The organism is Micromonospora sp. WMMD975 (assembly GCF_029581215.1).
Classification (GTDB): domain Bacteria; phylum Actinomycetota; class Actinomycetes; order Mycobacteriales; family Micromonosporaceae; genus Micromonospora.
On the sequence record NZ_CP120739.1, the window covers coordinates 6,008,819 to 6,028,362 of the forward strand.

At 74.5% G+C, this 19,544-nt stretch carries 23 protein-coding genes; 4 read left to right on the forward strand and 19 right to left on the reverse strand.

What is annotated here, in order from left to right:
- Positions 1 to 68: 68 nt before the first annotated feature.
- From O7613_RS26865 to O7613_RS26880, 4 genes are read right to left on the reverse strand one after another with little or no spacing between them, the layout of a single operon-like run.
- Positions 69 to 1,016 carry a MerR family transcriptional regulator gene (locus tag O7613_RS26865; RefSeq protein ID WP_281585609.1) on the reverse strand — a complete coding sequence of 316 codons (948 nt, stop codon included), beginning with the start codon at positions 1,014 to 1,016 and terminating at the stop codon, positions 69 to 71.
- Complete coding sequence (gene idi / locus O7613_RS26870) at positions 1,006 to 1,599, reverse strand: isopentenyl-diphosphate Delta-isomerase (protein WP_282290658.1); 594 nt, start codon at positions 1,597 to 1,599, stop codon at positions 1,006 to 1,008. Before idi ends, O7613_RS26865 begins: the two co-directional genes overlap by 11 nt.
- Positions 1,596 to 3,077, reverse strand: a complete 1,482-nt coding sequence (crtI, locus tag O7613_RS26875) for a phytoene desaturase family protein (RefSeq protein ID WP_282294622.1) — start codon at positions 3,075 to 3,077, stop codon at positions 1,596 to 1,598. Before crtI ends, idi begins: the two co-directional genes overlap by 4 nt.
- 29 nt (positions 3,078 to 3,106) lie before the next feature.
- On the reverse strand, positions 3,107 to 4,261 hold the full coding sequence (locus O7613_RS26880) for a polyprenyl synthetase family protein (protein ID WP_281585607.1): 1,155 nt from the start codon (positions 4,259 to 4,261) through the stop codon (positions 3,107 to 3,109).
- Positions 4,262 to 4,326: 65 nt separating this feature from the next.
- Between O7613_RS26880 and O7613_RS26885 the strand changes: the two genes are divergently transcribed.
- The 3 genes from O7613_RS26885 (at position 4,327) to O7613_RS26895 (ending at position 8,137) form a co-directional block, all read left to right on the forward strand.
- The gene (locus O7613_RS26885; RefSeq protein WP_282290660.1) at positions 4,327 to 5,259 is read left to right on the forward strand and encodes a phytoene/squalene synthase family protein; all 933 of its coding nucleotides are present in this window, start codon (positions 4,327 to 4,329) and stop codon (positions 5,257 to 5,259) included.
- Positions 5,256 to 6,578 carry a deoxyribodipyrimidine photo-lyase gene (locus tag O7613_RS26890; protein ID WP_282290663.1) on the forward strand — a complete coding sequence of 441 codons (1,323 nt, stop codon included), beginning with the start codon at positions 5,256 to 5,258 and terminating at the stop codon, positions 6,576 to 6,578. Before O7613_RS26885 ends, O7613_RS26890 begins: the two co-directional genes overlap by 4 nt.
- Positions 6,579 to 6,652: 74 nt before the next feature.
- A complete protein-coding gene (locus tag O7613_RS26895) occupies positions 6,653 to 8,137 on the forward strand; it encodes an FAD-dependent oxidoreductase (RefSeq protein WP_282290665.1) in 1,485 nt (494 codons plus the stop codon).
- 4 nt (positions 8,138 to 8,141) lie between these two features.
- Here the strand turns inward: O7613_RS26895 and O7613_RS26900 are convergent, their stop codons facing one another.
- From O7613_RS26900 to O7613_RS26915, 4 genes are all read right to left on the reverse strand, one after another.
- Positions 8,142 to 8,906: a crotonase/enoyl-CoA hydratase family protein gene (locus O7613_RS26900; protein ID WP_282290666.1), complete on the reverse strand. Its 765-nt coding sequence runs from the start codon at positions 8,904 to 8,906 to the stop codon at positions 8,142 to 8,144.
- 121 nt (positions 8,907 to 9,027) lie between these two features.
- Entirely contained in the window at positions 9,028 to 9,453 is a 426-nt protein-coding gene (locus O7613_RS26905; RefSeq protein ID WP_282290667.1) for a PIN domain nuclease, read from the reverse strand.
- On the reverse strand, positions 9,450 to 9,659 hold the full coding sequence (locus O7613_RS26910; protein ID WP_281585601.1) for a type II toxin-antitoxin system VapB family antitoxin: 210 nt from the start codon (positions 9,657 to 9,659) through the stop codon (positions 9,450 to 9,452). The genes O7613_RS26905 and O7613_RS26910 overlap by 4 nt, the downstream gene beginning before the upstream one ends.
- Positions 9,660 to 9,733: 74 nt before the next feature.
- A complete protein-coding gene (locus tag O7613_RS26915) occupies positions 9,734 to 10,195 on the reverse strand; it encodes a nitroreductase family deazaflavin-dependent oxidoreductase (protein ID WP_282290669.1) in 462 nt (153 codons plus the stop codon).
- Between the two features lie 82 nt (positions 10,196 to 10,277).
- Here O7613_RS26915 and O7613_RS26920 point away from each other — a divergent pair, with 82 nt between their 5' ends.
- Complete coding sequence (locus tag O7613_RS26920; protein WP_281585599.1) at positions 10,278 to 11,129, forward strand: Rieske 2Fe-2S domain-containing protein; 852 nt, start codon at positions 10,278 to 10,280, stop codon at positions 11,127 to 11,129.
- 15 nt (positions 11,130 to 11,144) lie between these two features.
- Here the strand turns inward: O7613_RS26920 and O7613_RS26925 are convergent, their stop codons facing one another.
- The 11 genes from O7613_RS26925 to O7613_RS26975 form a co-directional block, all read right to left on the reverse strand.
- Positions 11,145 to 12,197 carry a LysM domain-containing protein gene (locus O7613_RS26925; RefSeq protein WP_282290672.1) on the reverse strand — a complete coding sequence of 351 codons (1,053 nt, stop codon included), beginning with the start codon at positions 12,195 to 12,197 and terminating at the stop codon, positions 11,145 to 11,147.
- A 14-nt stretch (positions 12,198 to 12,211) separates the two neighbouring features.
- A complete protein-coding gene (locus O7613_RS26930) occupies positions 12,212 to 12,637 on the reverse strand; it encodes a hypothetical protein (RefSeq protein ID WP_282285975.1) in 426 nt (141 codons plus the stop codon).
- Positions 12,634 to 13,113: a TadE/TadG family type IV pilus assembly protein gene (locus O7613_RS26935; RefSeq protein WP_282294623.1), complete on the reverse strand. Its 480-nt coding sequence runs from the start codon at positions 13,111 to 13,113 to the stop codon at positions 12,634 to 12,636. The genes O7613_RS26930 and O7613_RS26935 overlap by 4 nt, the downstream gene beginning before the upstream one ends.
- Complete coding sequence (locus O7613_RS26940; RefSeq protein ID WP_282294624.1) at positions 13,101 to 13,508, reverse strand: TadE family protein; 408 nt, start codon at positions 13,506 to 13,508, stop codon at positions 13,101 to 13,103. The genes O7613_RS26935 and O7613_RS26940 overlap by 13 nt, the downstream gene beginning before the upstream one ends.
- A 74-nt stretch (positions 13,509 to 13,582) precedes the next feature.
- On the reverse strand, positions 13,583 to 13,798 hold the full coding sequence (locus O7613_RS26945) for a hypothetical protein (protein ID WP_282290674.1): 216 nt from the start codon (positions 13,796 to 13,798) through the stop codon (positions 13,583 to 13,585).
- A 27-nt stretch (positions 13,799 to 13,825) separates the two neighbouring features.
- On the reverse strand, positions 13,826 to 14,686 hold the full coding sequence (locus O7613_RS26950; protein WP_282290676.1) for a type II secretion system F family protein: 861 nt from the start codon (positions 14,684 to 14,686) through the stop codon (positions 13,826 to 13,828).
- Positions 14,687 to 14,726: 40 nt separating this feature from the next.
- Positions 14,727 to 15,629: a type II secretion system F family protein gene (locus O7613_RS26955; RefSeq protein WP_282290678.1), complete on the reverse strand. Its 903-nt coding sequence runs from the start codon at positions 15,627 to 15,629 to the stop codon at positions 14,727 to 14,729.
- On the reverse strand, positions 15,626 to 17,170 hold the full coding sequence (locus O7613_RS26960; protein ID WP_282290680.1) for a CpaF/VirB11 family protein: 1,545 nt from the start codon (positions 17,168 to 17,170) through the stop codon (positions 15,626 to 15,628). Before O7613_RS26960 ends, O7613_RS26955 begins: the two co-directional genes overlap by 4 nt.
- Positions 17,160 to 17,993: a ParA family protein gene (locus O7613_RS26965; RefSeq protein ID WP_282290682.1), complete on the reverse strand. Its 834-nt coding sequence runs from the start codon at positions 17,991 to 17,993 to the stop codon at positions 17,160 to 17,162. The genes O7613_RS26960 and O7613_RS26965 overlap by 11 nt, the downstream gene beginning before the upstream one ends.
- A complete protein-coding gene (locus O7613_RS26970) occupies positions 17,993 to 18,655 on the reverse strand; it encodes an SAF domain-containing protein (protein WP_282290684.1) in 663 nt (220 codons plus the stop codon). Before O7613_RS26970 ends, O7613_RS26965 begins: the two co-directional genes overlap by 1 nt.
- Positions 18,652 to 19,527 carry a hypothetical protein gene (locus O7613_RS26975; RefSeq protein WP_282294625.1) on the reverse strand — a complete coding sequence of 292 codons (876 nt, stop codon included), beginning with the start codon at positions 19,525 to 19,527 and terminating at the stop codon, positions 18,652 to 18,654. Before O7613_RS26975 ends, O7613_RS26970 begins: the two co-directional genes overlap by 4 nt.
- Between the last annotated feature and the right edge of the window lie 17 nt (positions 19,528 to 19,544).

The window sequence follows — 19,544 nt, forward strand, 5'->3', positions numbered from 1 at the left end:
GGAGGGGTCGGGGTCAGATGGACTTTCCGACCGTAGTGGACGCCACCCCCGAGTGGGAGAGGGGGGCGTCAGCCCGCCGCCGACTGGTCGAGCGAATCCCGGACGGCCACGGCCAGCGAGAGCGCCTCGGCCAGGTCGACCGGGCGGACCACTCCAGCCGGCAGCGAGTCCGCCCGCCAGCCCGGCCCGGCGGCCAGCACCAGCAGCGGCCGGCGGGGAACGGCCAGCAGCGCGGCGAGTTGGTGCGGGTCGGCGGTGGCCCGGGTGTGCGACCAGAGCACCACGGCCGCCGGCCCGGTCCGGTTGACCGCCTCGACCAGGGCGGCCACGGGCATCCGGGCACCGAGCATGCGATAGCTCACACCGGCCTCGGCGAGCGCGGCGGCCAGCGCCTCCAACGGCAGGGAGTGTTGCTCTTCGTCGGCGCAGGAGAGCAGGATCCGGGGCGGCCCGGCGGTGGGGTGTGCCCGGGCCACCGCGGCGAACGCCTCGGAGACGCACCGGGACACCAGGTGCTCCACCTCGATCAGCCCGGCGGTCGCCGCGTGTCGTTCCCCGATGCCGGCGAGCACCGGCCGGAGCAGGGCCTCCCAGGTCGCCACCACCCCGTCCGCGGCGACGGCGTCGGCGATGGTGCGGGCGATCGTCACCGAGTCCAGCCGCATGGCGGCCCGGGCCAGGCCACGCGCGACCGGTCCGGCCCGGCCGACCGGGATGGTGGCGCCGCCGCCGTCGCGGACCGTCAGGTGGCCGACCTTTGACCCGAGCCGTTCCGGCGGGCGTACGGTCGGCGCCTGCCGGGCCCAACGAGCCGCCTCGGCGGGTGCGACCCCCTCGGCGGTGAGCCGCCGCATGATCTCCAGGCGAGCGAGGTCGGCGGGCGTGTAGCGCCGGTGGTGGCCCGGCACGTGCTCGCTGGGACCGAGGCCGTAGCGCTGGTGCCAGGTACGCAGCGTGGTGACGGCCACGCCGAGCCGGCGCGCGACGGCCCCCGCGCTCAACGCCTCATCGGCCACCCGACCGCTCCGGTGCCTCGGTGGCCGGCGCGCCGGACCGGAACGGATCGGCCGGGTGCAGCAGCCGGTTCACCACGCCGCCCAGCCAGGGGGCGTACGTGCGGGGGGCGGCGTCGAGATCGGCCGCCACCGCCGCCGGATCGACCCAGCGCAGCTCGGCCACCTCGTCCGGGTCGGGTCGGGTGGGCAGGTCGGCGGGTACGTCGGCGCGCAGCACGTGGTCGTACTCGAACTCGACCCGACCGGTCGCCGGGTCCTCGGCGTAGTAGAGGTAGATCCCCACCTCGGTGAGGTCGAGCGGGCCGAGGCCGAGTTCCTCGGCGAGGCGGCGGTTGGCGGCCTCGACGAGCGACTGGCCGGGCAGCGGGTGCCCGCAGCAGGAGTTGGCCCAGCGCAGCGGGAACCGGGTCTTCACCGCGGCCCGCTGCTGGAGCAGCACCCGCCCGGCGGGGTCGACCAGGAGCACCGAGAAGGCCCGGTGCAGCCGGCCGGGCGGCTGGTGGGCGCTGGCCACGCTTGTCTGGCCGATGGCCCGGCCACCGTCGTCGACCAGCTCGACCAGGTGGTCCTCCCGCGCGGTCACGCGCCCTCCCCGGTGATCCGGGCGGCGGCGAGCTTGCCGCTGATCAGCACCATCGGCACGCCCACGCCGGGTTGGGTGCCGGAGCCGACGAAGACCACGTTGCCCAGGGTCCGGTGCAGGTTCGACGGGCGGAACGGGCCGGTCTGGAAGAGGCTGTGGGCGGCGGCGAACGGGGTGCCCGCGGCCATGCCTTGCGCCGCCCAGTCGGCCGGGGTGACGGCGCGCAGCACCTCGATGCCGTCGCCGAAGCCCACGTAGCCGCGTTCCTCAAGGGTGTGCACGAGCTGGTCGGCGTAGCGGTCGGTGAGGTCGCCGGGCCAGTCGAACGGGGCCCGGTCGAGGTTCGGCACCGGGGCCAGCACGTAGTAGGTGTGCTTCCCGGCCGGGGCCACCGACGGGTCGGTGCGGCTCGGGTTCGTCACCAGCAGCGACGGGTCGGTCATCAGCTCGCCTCGCCGGATCACCTCGTCGAACGTGCCCTTCCAGGCGCGTCCGAAGTGGATGTTGTGGTGAGCGATCTTGCCATAACCCTGCGTCGAACCGACGTGCAGCACCACGCAGGACGGCGAGTAGGTCAGCCGGCGCTGCCGGCTCTCCGGCAGCAGGTCCCGGAAGGCGACCGGCAGGTCGGGGTTGAGCACCACCACGTCGGCGGGGACGACCTCGCCGTCGGAGGTGATCACGCCGGTGGCGCGGCCGTGGGCGGTCTCGACCCGGGTCACCGTGGTGTCGTACCGGATCTGCACGCCGTGCTTCTCGGCCGCGCCGGCCATGCCGCGGGAGACCGCGTGGATGCCACCGCGCGGGAAGCTCACCCCGGCCACCGAGTCGAGGTACGCGATGACGGTGTAGATGGCGAGCGCGTCGTGCGGCGACAGGCCGGCGTACATCGCCTGGAAGGAGAAGATCCGCTGGGTACGCGGGTCGCGGAAGAACTGGTTGATCTTCGTCTGGAGCCGCCGGAACGCGCCGTTGGTGAGCAGCTTCAGCAGGTTGCCGGTGATCAGGTCGGTCGGCGCGTCGAGGTTGCGCTCGATGAAGTCGGCCCGCTCCCACTTCCACAGGTTGCGGGCGTAGTCGACGAAACGCAGGTAGCCGTCCGCCTCGCGGGGGCCGCAGACGCGGGAGATCTCGGCGGCCATCCGGGTGGTGTCGGTGATGACGTCGAGCGTCGACCCGTCCGGGTAGTACGCGCGGTACGCCGGGTCGAGCGGGGTCAGGTCGAGCCAGTCGGTCAACTCCTCGCCGACCGCGCCGAGCGCCTCGGCGATCAGGTCGGGCATGGTGAGGACGGTCGGACCGGTGTCGAACTCGTACCCGTCGACGCTGAGCCGGCCGGCGCGCCCACCCGGCACCGGCTCGCGTTCCAACACGGTCACCTGCCGGCCGCTGCCCGCCAGGTGCAGCGCGCAGGCCAGCCCACCCAGCCCGGCGCCGACCACGACGACGCGGTCGGTCCGTCCGTCGACGGTGCGCATTCCGGCTCCCTTGGTCACGAGGTTGCTCATCAGGACCGCCGTTCGGTGGCTGCGGTGGCGAGACCAGTGAGCGCCGTGCGCGCCGTCTCGTCGATGGGTGCGGTGTCGAGCGCGGACAGCGCCTCGGCCACCCGTTCGGAGATCATCCGCTCCACCCGGGTCGCGGCGCCGGTGTCCCGGACCACGTCGGCCAACCGGGCCAGCTCGCGCGCGCCGCCCACCGAACCGGCCCGGTCCAGGGCGCGGCGTTGGGCCGGGTCGGCGAGCTGCCGGGCCAGCATGAGCAGCGGGGTCGGCTTGCCGGTGCGCAGGTCGTCCCCGGCCGGCTTGCCGGTGGTGGCCGGGTCGCCGAAGACGCCGAGCAGGTCGTCACGGAGTTGGAACGCCTCGCCGACGGCCAGCCCGTAGCGGGTGTACGCGGCGGTCAGCGGGCCGTCCGCGTCGGCGCCGGCCAGGCCGGCGCCGAAGAGCAGCGGGCGCTGGACGGTGTAGCTGGCGGTCTTGTAGCGGGCCACCCGCAGCGCCCGGTCGACCGACCAGTTCGCCCCGTCGTGCTCGCCGAGCACGTCCAGGAACTGCCCGGCGACGGTCTCCACCCGCATCTGGTCGTAGCAGCGGCGCACGTCGAGCAGCCGGTCGGCCGGCACGGCGGCGCGCCCCATGAGCCGGTCGGCCCAGACCATGCAGAGGTCGCCGATGAGTACGGCGACCGCCTCGCCGTACCGGTCGGGGTCGCCGGTGTGTCCGGCGGCCCGGTGCCGGGCGGCGGCGGCCCGGTGCGCGGTGGGCCGACCGCGCCGGACGTCGGAGGCGTCCATCACGTCGTCGTGCACGAGCGCGAACGTGTGCAGCAGTTCCAGCGCGGACAGGGCGGGCAGCACCGAGGGCAGCGGCCCGTCGCCGCCGACCACCCCGCGCCAGCCCCAGTAGGCGAACGTCGGACGCACCCGCTTGCCACCGACGAGCACGGAGTCGCGGGCGGTCGCGGCGAAAGCACCCATCGCCGCGTCGATCTCGGTGAGTGCGTCGACTTCGGCGGCCAGGAACGCCGCCAGGGTGTCGTCGACGCCGGTGACCAGGTCTTGGGTGAACGCGGCCAGTACGCCGTGGACCGGATCGTCAGTCGCTTCCGGCTGTGCCGGCGCGACGCGGAGCGCATTATCCGCAACTGCGTCGTTGGCCATGTGAAGGAGCGTACCCTAGGCTCACGAGTTGCGTCGATTTCTGCGTCGAAACCGAGGAGGGGCCGGTGGACACCGATCTCACCGCTGCCTATGACCGCTGTCGCGAGCTGCACCGGCGTCACGGCCGCACCTACTATCTCGCCACCCGGCTGCTCCCCGCATGGAAACGACGGCATGTGCACGCGCTGTACGGGTTCACCCGCTACGCGGACGAGATCGTCGACCGCACCGAGGACCTGCCGCCCGCCGAGCGCGCCGCCCGGCTGCGTGAGTGGTCCGACCGCTTCGTCGCCGGCCTGCACGGTGCGTCGGTCGACGACCCGCTGCTCCCCGCGGTGCTGCACACCATCGCCGTGTTCGACCTCGACCGCGACGACTTCGCGTCGTTTCTGCGCAGCATGGCGATGGACCTGACGGTCACGTCGTACCCGACCTACGACGACCTGCTCGACTACATGGAGGGCTCGGCCGCCGTCATCGGCACCATGATGCTGCCGATCCTGGGCAGCTCCGACCCGGCCGCCGCCCGGGAGCCGGCCCGGCAGCTCGGCTTCGCGTTCCAACTCACCAACTTCGTCCGGGACGTCGCCGAGGACCTCGACCGGGGCCGGACCTACCTGCCCGACGAGGACCTGGCCAAGTTCGACCTGACCCGCGACGATCTGCTCGCCGCCCAGGCCGCCGGCCGCGCCACCCCGGCGATCCGCGAGCTGATCGAGTACGAGGTGACCCGCGCGCAGGCCCACTACCTCGCCGCCGCGCCGGGCATCCCGCTGCTCCACCCGGCCTCGCAGGCCTGCATGCGCACCGCGTACGCGCTCTACGGCGGGATCCTCGACGAGGTGGCCGGGCAGGGCTTCGACGTCTTCGTCCGCCGGGCCCTGGTGCCGCAGCGGCGGCGGATGGCGGTGGCCGCGCGGGCGCTGCTCACCCCCGCCGGCACGCCGGTGCGGGTGCCCGGTCCGGCGCGGGCGTCGGTCTCGGCCGTGGCCGGATGACCGAGCGTACGGCGGTGGTGCTGTTCACCCGCGACCTGCGGGTGCACGACCACCCGGCGCTGGCCGCGGCGGCCTCGGCGTTCGACCGGGTGGTGCCGCTGTACGTGCTCGACCCGACGCTCGCGAAGCTCTCGCCGAACCGCACCCGGTTCCTGCACCAGAGCCTGGCCGAGCTGCGCGAGGCGCTCCGCCGACGCGGCGGCGACCTGGTGGTCCGGCGCGGCGACCCGGTGGCCGAGACCGTCAAGCTGGCCCGGAAGGTGGGCGCCGAGGGCATCGGGCTCTCCGCCGACGTGAGCCGGTACGCCCACCGCCGGGAACGCCGCCTGCGCGAAGAGTGCGAGCGGCACCGGATGTTCCTGCGGCTCTTCCCCGGGCTGACGATCGTCGACCCGGGCGCGCTCCGGCCCGCCGGCGGCGACCACTACCGGGTGTTCAGCCCCTACTTCCGCGCCTGGCAGGGAGTTCGTCTCCGGGAGGAGCTCGCCGCGCCGAAGCGGATCCGGCTCCCCGACGGCGTCGACCCGGGCCGGCTGCCGGAGCCGCCAAAGGGCGACAGCCCGGACGCCGCCACCGGCGGGGAGAGCGCCGCCCGGCGTCGCCTCAAGGCGTGGCTGCCCACCCTCGACCGCTACGACGACATCCACGACGACATGGCCGGCGACGACACCTCCCGGCTCAGCCCGTACCTCCGATGGGGTTGCGTCTCCCCGCTGGCGGTGGCGAACCGGGCCGGCGACCGCGACGGGCCGTTCGTCCGGCAGCTCTGCTGGCGCGACTTCTACCACCAGGTCGTCGCCGGCTTCCCGGACCTGAGCACGACGGCGTACCGGCGGGGCGCCCGGGAGGACTGGCGGGACGATCCGGCCGCGCTGGCGGCCTGGACCGAGGGGCGCACCGGCATGCCGATCGTGGACGCCGGCATGCGGCAACTGCGCACCGAGGGTTGGATGCACAACCGCGCCCGGCTGATCACCGCCGGCTACCTGACCAAGCACCTCGGGCTGGACTGGCGGCCCGGGCTGGAGGTCTTCTTCCGCTGGCTGCTCGACGGCGACCGGGTCAACAACTCGGGCAACTGGCAGTGGGTGGCCGGCACCGGCAACGACACCCGGCCGTACCGGGGCTTCAACCCGGTGCGGCAGGCCGAGCGGTACGACCCCGACGGCGCGTACGTGCGGCGGTGGGTGCCGGAGCTGGAGTCGGTGGCCGGCAGGGCGGTGCACCAGCCGTGGCGGCTGCCCGACGAGATGCGCCGCACGCTCGACTACCCGCCCCCGCTCGACGTGCCCGGCGCCGACCCGGTCTGGATGCGTTAGAGCACTCATTACCGGCGCAGGAATTCCGGCCGGGTCCGGTGGCCCGACATCCGGCGGTGCGGAATGCTTGCGGCATGGCAGAGCCGGAACTGGTGGACGTGGTCGTGGTCGGGCTCGGGGTCGGCGGCGAGGAGGTGGCCGGGCGACTCGCCGAGGCCGGGCTCGACGTGGTCGGCATCGAGCGGGACCTGGTCGGTGGCGAGTGCCCCTACTGGGGCTGCGTGCCGAGCAAGATGATGATCCGGGCGGCCAACGCGCTGGCCGAGGCGCACCGGGTCAACGAGCTGGCCGGCTCCGCCCAGGTGCGACCCGACTGGGCGCCGGTGGCGAAGCGGATCCGCGAGGAGGCCACCGACACCTGGGACGACAGTGCGGCGGTGGACCGTTTCACCGGCCGGGGCGGCCGGTTCGTGCGCGGCAGCGGCCGGCTCGACGGCCCGAACCGGGTCCGCGTCGGCGACCAGGTCTTCGAAGCCCGCTTCGGGGTGGTCCTCGGCACCGGCACCCGGCCCTCGGTCCCGCCGGTCGACGGGCTGGCCGACACGCCCTACTGGACCAACCACCAGGCCATCGAGGTCGAGGAGCTGCCCGGCACGCTGCTGGTGCTCGGCGGCGGCGCGATCGGCCTGGAGCTGGCCCAGGTGTTCGCCCGGTTCGGCGTCCGGGTCACCCTCGTCGAGGCGTCCGACCGGGTGCTCGCCGTCGAGGAGCCGGAGGCGTCCGCGCTCGCCGCCGAGGCGCTCCGCGCCGACGGGGTGGAGATCCACACCGGGGTCAAGGCCGGCCGGGTCAGCCACGACGGTGACACCTTCACCATCCACGCCGACGGCGCCACGTTTACCGGCGAGAAGCTGCTCGTGGTGACCGGCCGCCGGGCACACCTGGAGGAGCTGGGGCTGGACACGGTCGGCGTGGACGCCGGGCAGCGCTACCTGCCGGTCAACGACCGGATGCACGTCACCGACGGCATCTGGGCGGTCGGTGACCTCACCGGCGAGGGCGCGTTCACCCACATCGCCATGTACCAGGCCGGCATCGTGGTGGCCGACGTGCTCGACCACATGCGGCGTACCAAGGGTGGCCCGGACGCCAGCGGCACCGCGAGTGTGGTCGGCGGCGCGGCCGGCGTGGTCAGCGCGGTCGGCGGCGCGATGAGCGCGGGCGGGCCGACGGCCGCCCCGGGCAGCGTCCCGGTCGCCGACTACCGGGCGTTGCCCCGGGTCACGTTCACCGACCCCGAGGTGGGCGCGGTCGGCCTGACCGAGCAGCAGGCCCGCGACCGGGGCGTCAACGTCCAGGTCGGCCACACCGACCTGACCTCGTCGACCCGGGGCTGGATCCACAAGACCGGCAACGCCGGCTTCATCAAGCTGGTCGCCGACGCCGACCAGGGCGTGCTCGTCGGTGCCACCTCGGCCGGCCCGGCCGGCGGCGAGGTGCTCTCCGCGCTCGTGGTGGCCGTGCACGCGGCGGTGCCGATCAGCCAGCTCCGGCACATGATCTACGCCTACCCGACGTTCCACCGGGCGATCGAGGACGCGCTGCGCAACCTGAAGTGAGCGGTCAGCCGGCCGGCGCGCCGTGCCGGCCGGCGCCGGCGGCGAACCGGCCGGCGCCGCGTACCCCGTCCACGGCCAGCGACTCCATGCCGTAGGCCAACTCCACCGCGAGCGCCTCCGGCTCGGGCCGGCCGGCGCCGCCGAGCAGCGCCGCCCGGTCGTTGCGCAGGCAGGTCTGCGGATGCCGGGCGATCTCGGCGGCCAGCCGCTCGGCCTCCGCCCGGGCCGCACCGGGCGCGACCAGCCGGTTGACCAGACCCATCGCGTACGCCTCGTCGGCCGGCACCGGACGCCCGGTGAGGACGAGGTCCATCGCCCGGCTCTCCCCGATCAGCCGGGGCAGCCGCACCGTCCCACCGTCGATCAGCGGCACCCCCCACCGGCGGCAGAACACCCCGAGGGTGGCGTCCGACTCGGCGACCCGCAGGTCGCACCAGAGCGCCAGCTCCAGCCCGCCGGCCACGGCGTACCCGGAGATCGCGGCGACGACCGGCTTGGACAGCGACATCCGGGTGGGACCCATCGGGCCGTCGCCCTCGGCCTCGACCCGGTTGCCGCGCGGCGTGCCGATCGCCTTGAGGTCGGCGCCGGAGCAGAACGTGCCGCCCGCGCCCCAGAGCACGGCGACCGCCGCGTCCGGGTCGGCGTCGAACGCGCGGAACGCGTCGGCGAGCGCCCGGGCGGTCGGCCCGTCCACCGCGTTACGGGCCTCCGGCCGGTCCAGGATCACCGTGGTCACGCCACCCGCACGCTCGACGTGAACCGCCACCCCCCAAGCATGCCCGCCCCACCCCCACCGCGCCACAATCCCCGGCCGAGCGGCGCGGATTCACGGAAACAGTGCTCATCACGCGCCGGATGAGCACTGTTTCCGTGAATCAGACGGCCCGCTACTTGATGGCGCCGGGTGGGGCCAGCCAGCGCATCGGTTGACCTGTCACCGCGCCGACCTGATCGAAGTCCCGGTCGTAGTGCAGCAACGAAAGGCCGTGGTCTTCGGCGGTGGCGGCGATGAGCAGGTCAACGGCGCCGGCTGACCGATGTGTGCCCTGGGCGGTCAACTCGTGCTGCGTCTCGGCGGCACGCTCGTAGATCCGGTCGGGCATCGCCACCCAGCCGAAGACCGTCCGGAGTTGCTCCTCAAGTTGTGCGCGGTCGGCGACGGACCGGGCGGTGTAGAGAAATTCCAGTTCGACCAGTGGGCAGACCGCAACCAGTCCGGCGGTCACCGCCTGCTCCCAACGGGCCAGCACGTCCGGGTCGCGGAGAAGCCGGACGAGAGCGCTCGTGTCGATCAGGTAGTCCGCGAGCTTCACGAGCGGTAGGTGTCCTTGTCGAGCAACTCGTCGAAGTCACCGGCCCGCCCACGCCCGGCGAGTTCGGTCAAGGCCCGGGCACGGCGCAAACGTGCCGCGCCCTCGCGGAGCGCGACGTTTACCGTGTCCTTCTTGGTCTTGGTGCCGAACGCCCGGGCCGCGTCCGCCAGTGCCTCGTCGTCGACATCCACCAGAATCTTGGTCACCCTTGCCTCCTATATACGACAAGCGGCTGAAGTATATCCGCTGGCATGTCGGCGAGGGTTCGAATCGCGACGGGTCAGCGTTCCGCGAGGTCGAGGCGGACCAGGGGGAGGCGGGTGTCCACGTCGGCCGGCAGCGGGCCGTCGCCGGTCAGCTCGGGGATGCCGAGGGTACGGCCCAGCGCCGCGGCGGCCCGCCGGTGCCGCTGCCGATAGCGTCCCAGCCGCTGCCGGACCTCCTCGCCGGCCAACACGGTCGCCCGCGCCGGGACGCCCTGGTCCGGGCCGGTCCACACCCGTACCGCCGGATCCGCTCGCACGTTGCGGAACCACTGCGAGCCCGGGCCGTAGCCGGAGGCCAGGAAGAGCGCGCCCGGCTCCCGGTCGACCACCTCCAGCACCACGTACCGGGGCAGGCCGGACCGGCGGCCCCGGTGCTCCAGCATCATCAGCCGGCGGCCGAGGAACCGACCGAGACCGTGCCGGTAGAGCGGGATCGGCGCGCGGGCGAGCCAACGGGGGATGCGACGGCGGGCCATGCCGTCGACCGTACGCCGCTCGATGGGCACCTTTTTCCCCGGCGTCCGGTTTGGGGCCGGTCCGGCCGGGAAGTCGGACCAGGTGCGCGAACTACTGACGAAGCTCGAACAGGCATCCGGTCTCGACCGGGTGGGCGACCGGTTGCAGCGCGCCGTCCAGGGCACGCTGCGCTCGCACCGGGTCCGCGACGCGCTGCACGGCGTCTGGTTGGGTCATCCGCTGCACCCCGCGATGGTGCAGGTGCCGGTCGGCGCGTGGATCTCCGCCGCCGTGGTGGACCTGCTTCCCGGCCAGCGCCGGGCCGCCACCGCCCTGGTCGGGCTCGGCACGGTGAGCGCGCTGCCGGCCGCGGTCGCCGGCTGGAACGACTGGGCGGCGCTCTCCCGTGACCAGCGCCGGGTCGGGCTGGTGCACGCCGGGGCCAACATCGTCGGCCTGACCCTCTACGCCGGCTCGCTCGCGGCCCGGCTCAACGGGCGGCACGGGCTCGGCCGGGCCCTCGCCTACCTGGGGCTGTCCGCGGCGAGCGGCGGCGCGTACCTGGGTGGGCACCTCGCGTACAAGCAGGGGGCCCAGGTCAGTCAGAGCATCTCCGAGCTGCACCTGATCGGCGACGGCTGGCACTCGGTGGGCGACCTGAGCGACCTGCCGCAACGCGAACCGGTCACCCGGACGATCGACGACGTCTCGGTGCTCCTCTACCGGCACGGCGACGACGTCACGGTGATGCTCGAACGCTGCCCGCACCAGAGCGGCCCGCTCGGCGCGGGTGAGGTGCAGCAGATCGACGGCCACGCCTGTGTGGTCTGCCCGTGGCACGGCAGCGCGTTCCGGCTGGACAACGGCCAGGTGGCGCGCGGCCCGGCCGCCAACGACCAGGCCGTGCTCCCCACCCGCGTGGTGTCCGGCCGGGTCGAGGCCCGCCTGCCCTGAGCGGCCGGCGCCGGGTCAGTCCCGGCGGTGCCGCCCGTTGCCGAGCGCACGCGCCGCCGCCGGTCGGCGACGCAGCCCGAGGACGGCGCCGATCTGCGCCCCCACGATGCTTGCCACCGCCAGCACCGCCGAGATGGCGAGCGGACGGTTGATGCCCTCCTCGGCCGTGGCCCGGGACGCGCCCGCCGCCATGGCCGGCGGCTGCCCCTCCGGCGCTTCCACGGTGGGCGTGGTGTCCTGCGCGGACGTGTCCGGCGCGGGCTGCGGCGCCGTCGAGGACGTGCCGCCCTCGGCGGGCTTCGGCGCGGTCGAGGACGCACCCCCCTCGGCCGGCTTCGCCGGTGCGGGCCGGGCCGGCCGCACCACCAGCCGGCCGGCGGCGTGCCGCCGCGCGCCGTCGTCCACCGCGCCGCCGGGCAGCTCGATGAGTTGGCCGGGGCGGATCCGGTCCGGGTCGGCGAGCCGGTTCATCCGGGCCAGCTCCCGGTAGCGGTCGAAGTCGTCCAGGTAACGGTCGGCCACCTCACCCAGGTAGTCCCCCTTCGCCACCCGGTACACGGCCGGGCCGGTGGCGTCCGGCGCGGCCCGGGCCGGCGTGGCGACGTGCGGGGCCGCGTACGCCGTGCTGACGGCGGGGGCGGCGACCACCGGCTGCGGGGCGGCGAGCGCGGCGGCGCTCGCCGCGGCCGGGCTGGCCGCCAGGATCAGCGCCACCGAACCGACGAGCGCGGCGGCGGCCCGCTGCTGGCGGCGCATCCCGGGCAGCTTCGGGGCGGGCCGGCGCACCGCCGACGCCAGCAGCTCCACCACCACGGAGAACGCGAACGTGGCCCACCCGAACCAGCCCACCACGGCGAGCGCCCGCAGGAAGAGCTGCCCGTCGTCGCGACTGGTCAACGCCGTGCCCACCTCGGCCAGCGTGGGCAGATGGTCGGGCAGCGGGTTGCCGGCGAAGGCCAGCAGCGCGATCGGCCCGCCGGCCAGCACCCCGACGAGTACGACGAGTGCGCCGAGCCCGGTGAGGACCTGCCCGGCGCGGCGGACGGCGGAGCGTCCCGGTGCACCCATGGCGACCTTCCTTCCTACGGTCCGGTGAGCCCCCGAGCGGTGGCCTCACCGGTGACGGTGGCGGTCTTCTGCACGCCGAAGAGACCGAGCAGGTCCCGGCGGTAGGTGATCCGGACGCGTACCCGGATCTGGGTCTCGACGCCGACCACGGGGAAGTCGACCTCGTGGCCGGTCACGCCGCCGGCGGCCTTCAGGTAGTCGGCGACGGCCTTGCGGGCGGCGACCTGGTCGATCCGCTTCGGACCGCCGTCGATGGCGCTCGCGCGGTCGATCATCTGGCCGCCGCTGCGAGCCGCCTCGGCGGCCAGGTTGTCGGCGCGTTGCAGCGTGCGCAGTTGCCCGGCGCCGTCGTAGGCGAGGCTGACGATCGCCAGCACGCCCGTCATCGCCACCGCCAGGAAGAGGCTCACCCGGCCGCTCTCCGCGCCGCGCCGCGTCATCCCCGGCTCCGGTAGGTGTCGAGCGGCGAGGTGAAGCGCGCCGAGACGGTCTTGCCGCCCGGCACCCCGGGCAGCCCGGGCGCGCGCATGTCCTCGAAGGAGACCGTGCAGGTCACCGTCACCGTGACGGTCGCCGGCACGCCGGCGGCGCTGCGGTACGCCCGGTTGAAGCTCGTCGCCTTGCCGGCCACCGAGCCGGTCAGGTCCAGCCTCGGCGGGGCGGTGCAGCGCAGCCCGGACCAGTTGAGCTGGTCACGGGCCGCCTGCTGGGCCGCTTTCCGGCCGTCGGCGGCGGTCCGGGCGAGCGAGGCGGCCCGGGCGGCGTCGTGCGCGGCGGACTCCACCGCCTCGTCGGCGACGGCGGTCCGGCCGACCACCCCGGCCAGCACCATCAGCCCGATGAAGGCGGGGGCGAGCACCGCCACCTCGATCGAGACGGAACCTCGGTCCCGGGGCACCGGCCTCACCCCGTCCAGCGTTCGGTGGGGCCGTGCGCGGTCTGCGCGACCTCGAAGTCGACGCCGGGGACGACCGACAGGGACCGCCCGCGCACCGTGCAGGTGACGTCGGTGGCGGTCGCCACGCAGGTCGGGCCGGTCTTGTCCCAGCCGACGAGCCAGTCACCGGAGCGGCGCAGGAAGTCGGTGGCCCGGTCCCGCCCGGCGTCCGGCGCGGCGTCGTACGAGCGTTGCGCGTTCACCCCGGTCTGCGCCGCGTTGAGCGCGGTGGACCGGGCGACGAACCAGACGGCGACCTGGATCGAGCCGAAGAGCAGCACCATGATCGCCGGCATCATCACGGCCAGCTCGACCGGGTTGGCGCCCCGCTCGCGCCCGCCCGCGGCGAGGCGGGCGCGCAGCGCGGCGACGATCCGCCCCGGGCCGCGCGTACCGGACCGGCCGGCGCGAGCCGGCCGGTTCCGGGCCGTACGGGCGGGGCGGGACGTCACTGGGGCTCCACCGGCGCCTTGTTGTCCGGGATGGCTTTCATCCAGTTGTTCGCCTTGGCCAGGGCGTATCCGGTGACGATGACCGCCACCGCGACCAGGCCGAAGATGATGACAGCGGTCGGCACCGGGCTGTCGCCGCGCTCGGCGCGGTGCCGCAGCTCGGCGATGCGGCTCCGGACCGCCGCGTAGACGTAGGTGCTGAGGAGTTGCATGGCCTTCTCCTTCTCGGGGGACAGGTGTCACAGGCGGGCGAGGAACGGATAGACGGCGAAGCCGAGCAGGACGAAGACCAGCAGCGAGCCGGGAATGTCCAACTTGCTGGTCACCCCCTCGGCGCGGGTCAGGTTGTCGGTGCGGATCTGGTCGCGCAGCGAGTCGGCGCGGGCGCGCAACGTCTCGTGCACCTGGGCGCCCTCGCTGCCGGAGGACCGCATGATGGCGCCCACGTCGCCCAGCTCCGGGATGCCGATCCGGTCGGCCAACTCCTGCAACTCGTCCCACGGCGAGTGCATCTGGAGCTGGGCGAGCCGCAGCGCCTCCCGGATCCGGTCGAAGACCCAGCCGTCGCAGACCGTCGCCGCGCGTTCCAACGACTGCACCGGGCCGTGCGCGGCGGAGAGCTGCAACGCCACCAGGTCGAGGTAGGTGCAGACGGCCTGCCGGAACTCGTCCCGGGCGGCGTCCGCCTTGGTCAGCACCGAGCGGTGTGCGACCAGGCCGGCGAGCAGCGCCATCCCGAGGCTTGCCAGCAGCGGTACGACCACCGGCACGGACACCCCGCCCAGGAAGAGCACGGCCGAGACGACCGCCGGGGTGGCGAACCCGACGAGCGCGGAGAGCAGCACCGACAGGGCGTACTGCTCGGGGGTCCGGTCGAGCAGGGCGAGTTGTCGGGTCGGCGGGCGCAGCCAGCGGGCGAAGCCGCCGAGCCAGTCCGGCCCGGCACCGGCCACCGGGGCCTGGCCGGGCGGCTGGTGCAGCCGGCGCAGCGCCGGGCCGAGCGCCGGCGTGGCCGGCAACGCCTCGCGGACCACGAGGAACAGACCGAGCCCGACCGCGCATCCGCCCAGCACCGCCACCACGAGATGCCAGTTGGTCATCGGACCGGCCCTTCGTTCGCGACTAGCTCACTCCTCGCGCTCACGCGATCGCCTCCTCCGGGTCCGGGGCCGGCAGGAAACGCGCCGGGCGCGGCGGCTGGCTCATCGACCGCACCCAGACCAGCAGCCCGATGAAGGCCGCGCCGAGCACCGCCATCACGAGCTGCCCGGCGAAGGTCCCGTAGGGACGGATGTAGTCGTTGTTCACCAGCCCGTACGCGAGCGTCGCCAGGGTCATCCCGGTGAGGAAGCGAACCGCGAACCGGGGTTGGGTCCGCTTGGCCTCGACCTCGCGCCGGGTGGCCACCTCGGCGGTGGCCGCGCGGGCGATCGAGCCGAGCACGTCACCGAGGCGCTCACCCCGGTCGGTCAGGTGCAGGATCAGCGCGGCCACCACCTGGTCGGCGACCGGGTCGGCGATCTCGTCGGCGAACGCGAGCAGCGCGGACTTCGCCAGCCAGCCGGCCTGGAGGCGGGCGGCGAGCGTGCGTACCTCCTCCTGGATCTCCTCCGGCGCGGTGGTGATGGTGCCGACGATGGCCTGTTGGAGTCCCTGCCCGGTGGCGGAGACGTCCTTGAGTCGCCGGGTCCACTCGCCGACCGCCTCGACCCGGGCGATGGCCCGCTGCTCGGCCCGGCCGACGGCGAACAGCCACGGCACCCCGGGCACCGCGAGCGCCACCAGCAGGCCCACCACCGGCAAGCCGGTGATCAGGAATGCCAGTGCCCCGGCGGCGACGGCACCGCCGAGCAGGAACTGGTGGCGTCGCCTGTCGGCGCGGCTGGCCCCGGAGCCGGTCCAGAGTCGGCTCAGGCCCGGCCCGGCCTCACCCGGCGTCGACCTGGGTGGCCGGCGGGTGCCGACAAGCGCGACCACGGCGAGCACCAGCCCGGCCACACAGGCGGCGCCGGACACCAGCGCGATCAGCTCGATCTGCGTCACGCCGGGCCCCCGTTCGGCCGCCGCCCGAGGCGGGTGTGGCGGGGCCGCCGCCAGGCGCCGACGCCGGCCTCGACGAACCGGGTGAGCAGCCGGGCGTCGTAGCCGACGCGCAGCAGTTGGTCGCGGATCCGTTCGGGCAGGTGGCGGGGGACCGCCCGGCCGTCCGCCCCCGGGCCGAAGACGGTGGTGGTGGTGATCCGGTTGCCCTCGCCGACGCCGATGACCTCCTCGACGTGCGAGACGAAGCGGTGCTTGCGACCGCCGATCGCGGTCTCGTCCTCGACCGTGACGTAGACGATCAGGTCGAGCGCGTTGCCCGCCATCCGGCGGGCCTGGTCGACGGTCATCTCCCGGCCGTGGGACAGCGCCAGCTCGATGATGCGTTCGCTCACCCCGGCCGGGGTACGGGCGTGGATGGTGCACATCGACCCGCGGCTGGTGGTCATCGCCTGGAGCATCGGCACGATCTCCCGGGACCGCACCTCGCCGACGATGATCCGCAGCACGCCCATCCGCAGCGACACCGGGATCAGGTCGGCGATGCTCACCTCACCCGCGGGTCGCCCGTCCGCGCCGCGTTCGCCGTGCCCCTCCCGGGACTCGAAGCTCATCACCGCCCGGTGCTTGTGGCCGCGCCGGGCCGGCAGCAGTTCCCGGCTCTCCTCCAGCAGCACGTACGGCTCGTCGGCCGGGATGTCGTCCATCAGCGCCCGGATGACAGTGGTCTTCCCGGCTCCGGCCAGCCCGGCGACCATGATGTTCAGCCCGGCCCGCATGGACGCGCGGAGGAAGTCGCGCAGCAGCGGGTCGATCATCTCGTCCAGGTCGGGCCGCCCGCCGGCGATGTCCTCCAGGCTCACGTCCAACGTGTTGTGCTTGCGGATCACCGCGTAGGGACGGTGGCTGACCAGGAAGACCGCGGCGAGCCGGCTGCCGTCGGGCAGTTGCAGGTCGAGCGTGGGCTTGGAGGTGGAGAGCGACCGTTCGGTCGCGCCGGCCCGGCGGGCCGCGGCCTGGAGGATCTCCACCAACTCGTCGTCGCTGTCGGCGATCGGCTCGGCCCAGTCGACGCCGCCGCCGTGCCGGGTGATGCGCACCTGGTCGCAGCCGAGGATGTGCACCTCCTCGATGGTCTCGTCGACGAGCAGCGTCTGGAGTCGACCGAGCCCGACCAGCTCGGCGGTCACCTGGTCGAGCAGCAGCCGCTCCGCGTCGGCGGGCATCGGCGTGCCCGCCCGGCGCACCGAGTCGGCGTACGCGGAGACCACCGCGACGGCCAGCCGGGCCCGTTCGGTCTCCTCGGCGTCGGCGTCGAACTCCCGCCCGCGCTGCCAGTGGGTGAGCCGCTCGCTCAGCTCCCGGCGCAGCTCGCGGACCACGGCGAAGTCGACCCGTGGGCGGGGCGGTGGCGCGGGCGGCGCGGCGGGCAGGGCCGGGCCGGCGACGTGGTGCCGCCCGTTCGGCGGGGCCAGCGGCGGGACCGTGGAGACGACCCCGGGTTGCTGCCCGCGCGGGTCGTGCGAGACGGGCTCAAACCGCACCTGGCACCTCCGGCGCGAGCGGCGCGCTCACCGCGCGGGCGGGGGTCGCGCCGGGCCAGGCCAGCCGGGCCTGCCGCCGGTCCAGCAGCGCCCGGACCGGCACCTCGAGCGCGCCGGCCGCGCGCATGAGCGGCCGACCGGCGCGTACGGTGCCGCCGTGCGCGAGCACCTCGGCGGTACGCGAGTCGTGCGGCAGCCGGGCGATCACCGGCAGCCGCAGTGCCTTGCTGATCTCGCTGGTGCCGTGCCCGTCCCCGACCACCAGCAGCCGCAGGTTGCCGGGCGGGACGCGGTGTTCGGTGAGGTCCCGTTCGATCGTCCGGACGGCGGCCCGGGTGGCGGAGAGGTCGGGCAGATGGGCGCGGGTGACGAGCAGCACCACCGCGGCGGCCCGCAGCAGCGGCCACGGTGGGCCGTCGACCGCCAACCGGCCACAGTCGACGAGCACGTCGTAGGGGGGTACGCCCCGGTCCAGCCCGGTGAAGTAGTCGGCGAAACGTTGCCAGAGCGGCACCACGCTGCCGGCCTGCGCCGGGTCGACCACGCCGGGCAGGAGCAGCCGTTCGCGGCGCGGCGCGTCCAGGTCGACGAGTTGCGACCAGAACGCGGTCTCCAGGCTGCCGTCGCGCAGCTCACCGACGGCCAGCTCACCGATGCCGCGTGGTCCGTCGAGCGTGCCGCCCAGGTAGCCGGCGAGGATCGAGCCGCCCGCCGGGTCGCACTCGGCCAGCACGAGCCGGCGGTGCCAGCTCAGCGCCGCGGCCAGCGCGGTGGTGGTGACGCCCGGCGAACCCTTCGCCGACACCAGGGCGATGATCGCCATCAGGCCGCCTCGACAAGCACCAGCGCCACCCGGTCGTCCGCGGCCAGCACCACCACCGCCGGCACGTCCCGGACGGCAAGCGCCAGGTAGACCACCACGTCGCTGCTCGCCGGCACGGCGGTGTCGATCACGGTGGCCTCGAACCGGGTGCCGCCGCGCGTCGCCTCGGCGCCGCTGCTGCTGGAGTCCGGCGTGCTGACCAGCAGCACCTTGTCGCCGGGGTGCAGTTTGCGGGCCGGCACCTGGTCGGCGGCCAGCCCCAGCGCGATCTGCTGCTGGCCGGGGCCGAGCAGCGGGGCGTCGGTGAGGTGGGTCGTGGTGAGCAGCGTGCCGGGGGTGAGTCGGACGGCGGCCCGCAGGCCGAGCAGGTCCTTCATCCGGTCGGCGGGCACCGGCCGCAGCTCGCGTCCGCCGGAGAGCTGGACCGGCACCAGGTCGTCGGCGGTGATCTGCTGCCCCACCTCGACCGGGCGGGCCACCGCCAGGTAGGTGCCGGTGGACCGCACCGAGGTGACCGCGAACGCCGCGCCCAGCCCGCCGACCGCGATCAGCAGGATCGCCAGGCCGAGCAGGCCGGGCCGGATCCGCCGCTGCCGGACCACCTTGGGCGGCGCCACCGGCGCCTCCACCGGGGTCCCGTTCCGGGACGCCACCATGCTCATCGGGTCACCACCTGGAGTTCGTTGATCTGCACCGGGATCACACCGCTGGTCCGGGTCTGGGCGATCTCACCGCTCTCGCCGCCACTCGACGACCACTCGACCGTCCAGTAGGCGGTGGCGTAGACCCGGTAGGTGCCCGCCTTCGGGTAGCCGTTGGGCAGGCCGCAGTCGGGTGAGGCGGACCCGGCCCGTGGCCCGTCCGCCTTGTAGGGGGTGCCCGGCCCGTCGCACTCGACGTCGAGGCCGTCGGCCATGTGCCAGACGATCCGGTTCACCGTCGCGGTGATCCGCACGGTCAGTCCCCGCTCCGTGGCCGAGGCGGACAGCGGCCCGAAGTAGGAGTTGCCGGGGCTGGCCCACATCCACACCGGCAGGCCGACCAGCCCAGGCCCCTTGCTGCGGCGGGGCGCGACAGCCGTCCGCGGGGGCAGCAGCGAGATCGAGGCCAGGGCGCGGCGGGCCAGCTCCTCCGGGTCGGGTGGCGTGCCGAAGCCGGGCGGCGGGGCGGCGAGCAGGACGTTCACCTGGTTGCCGAGGCCGCCGTTGCAACTGGCCGTATACCACTGCTGGCCCTCGGGAGCGGGATCCTGCGGAGAGGCAAGCTTGTAGTAGCAGCCGTCGGCGTTGTTGAACCAGCCGAGGATGTCGTCGTAGCACTTGACGACCTGGCTCTCCCACTGGCACTTGGCGGTGCCGCCGTCGTTGCCGCCGCCTCCGCCCTCGTTCCCGCCGCCTCCGCCGTCGTTCCCGCCGCCACCCGGCACCGGCGGGTCGTCGTCCCAGACGTCGCAGTCAACCTGGTCGGGTGTGCAGGAGCCGCCCGGGTCGGCGGCCCGCGCGGGCGCGCCGGCAAGCGTGAGCAGCGCGACCAGGCCGGCGGTGAACCACC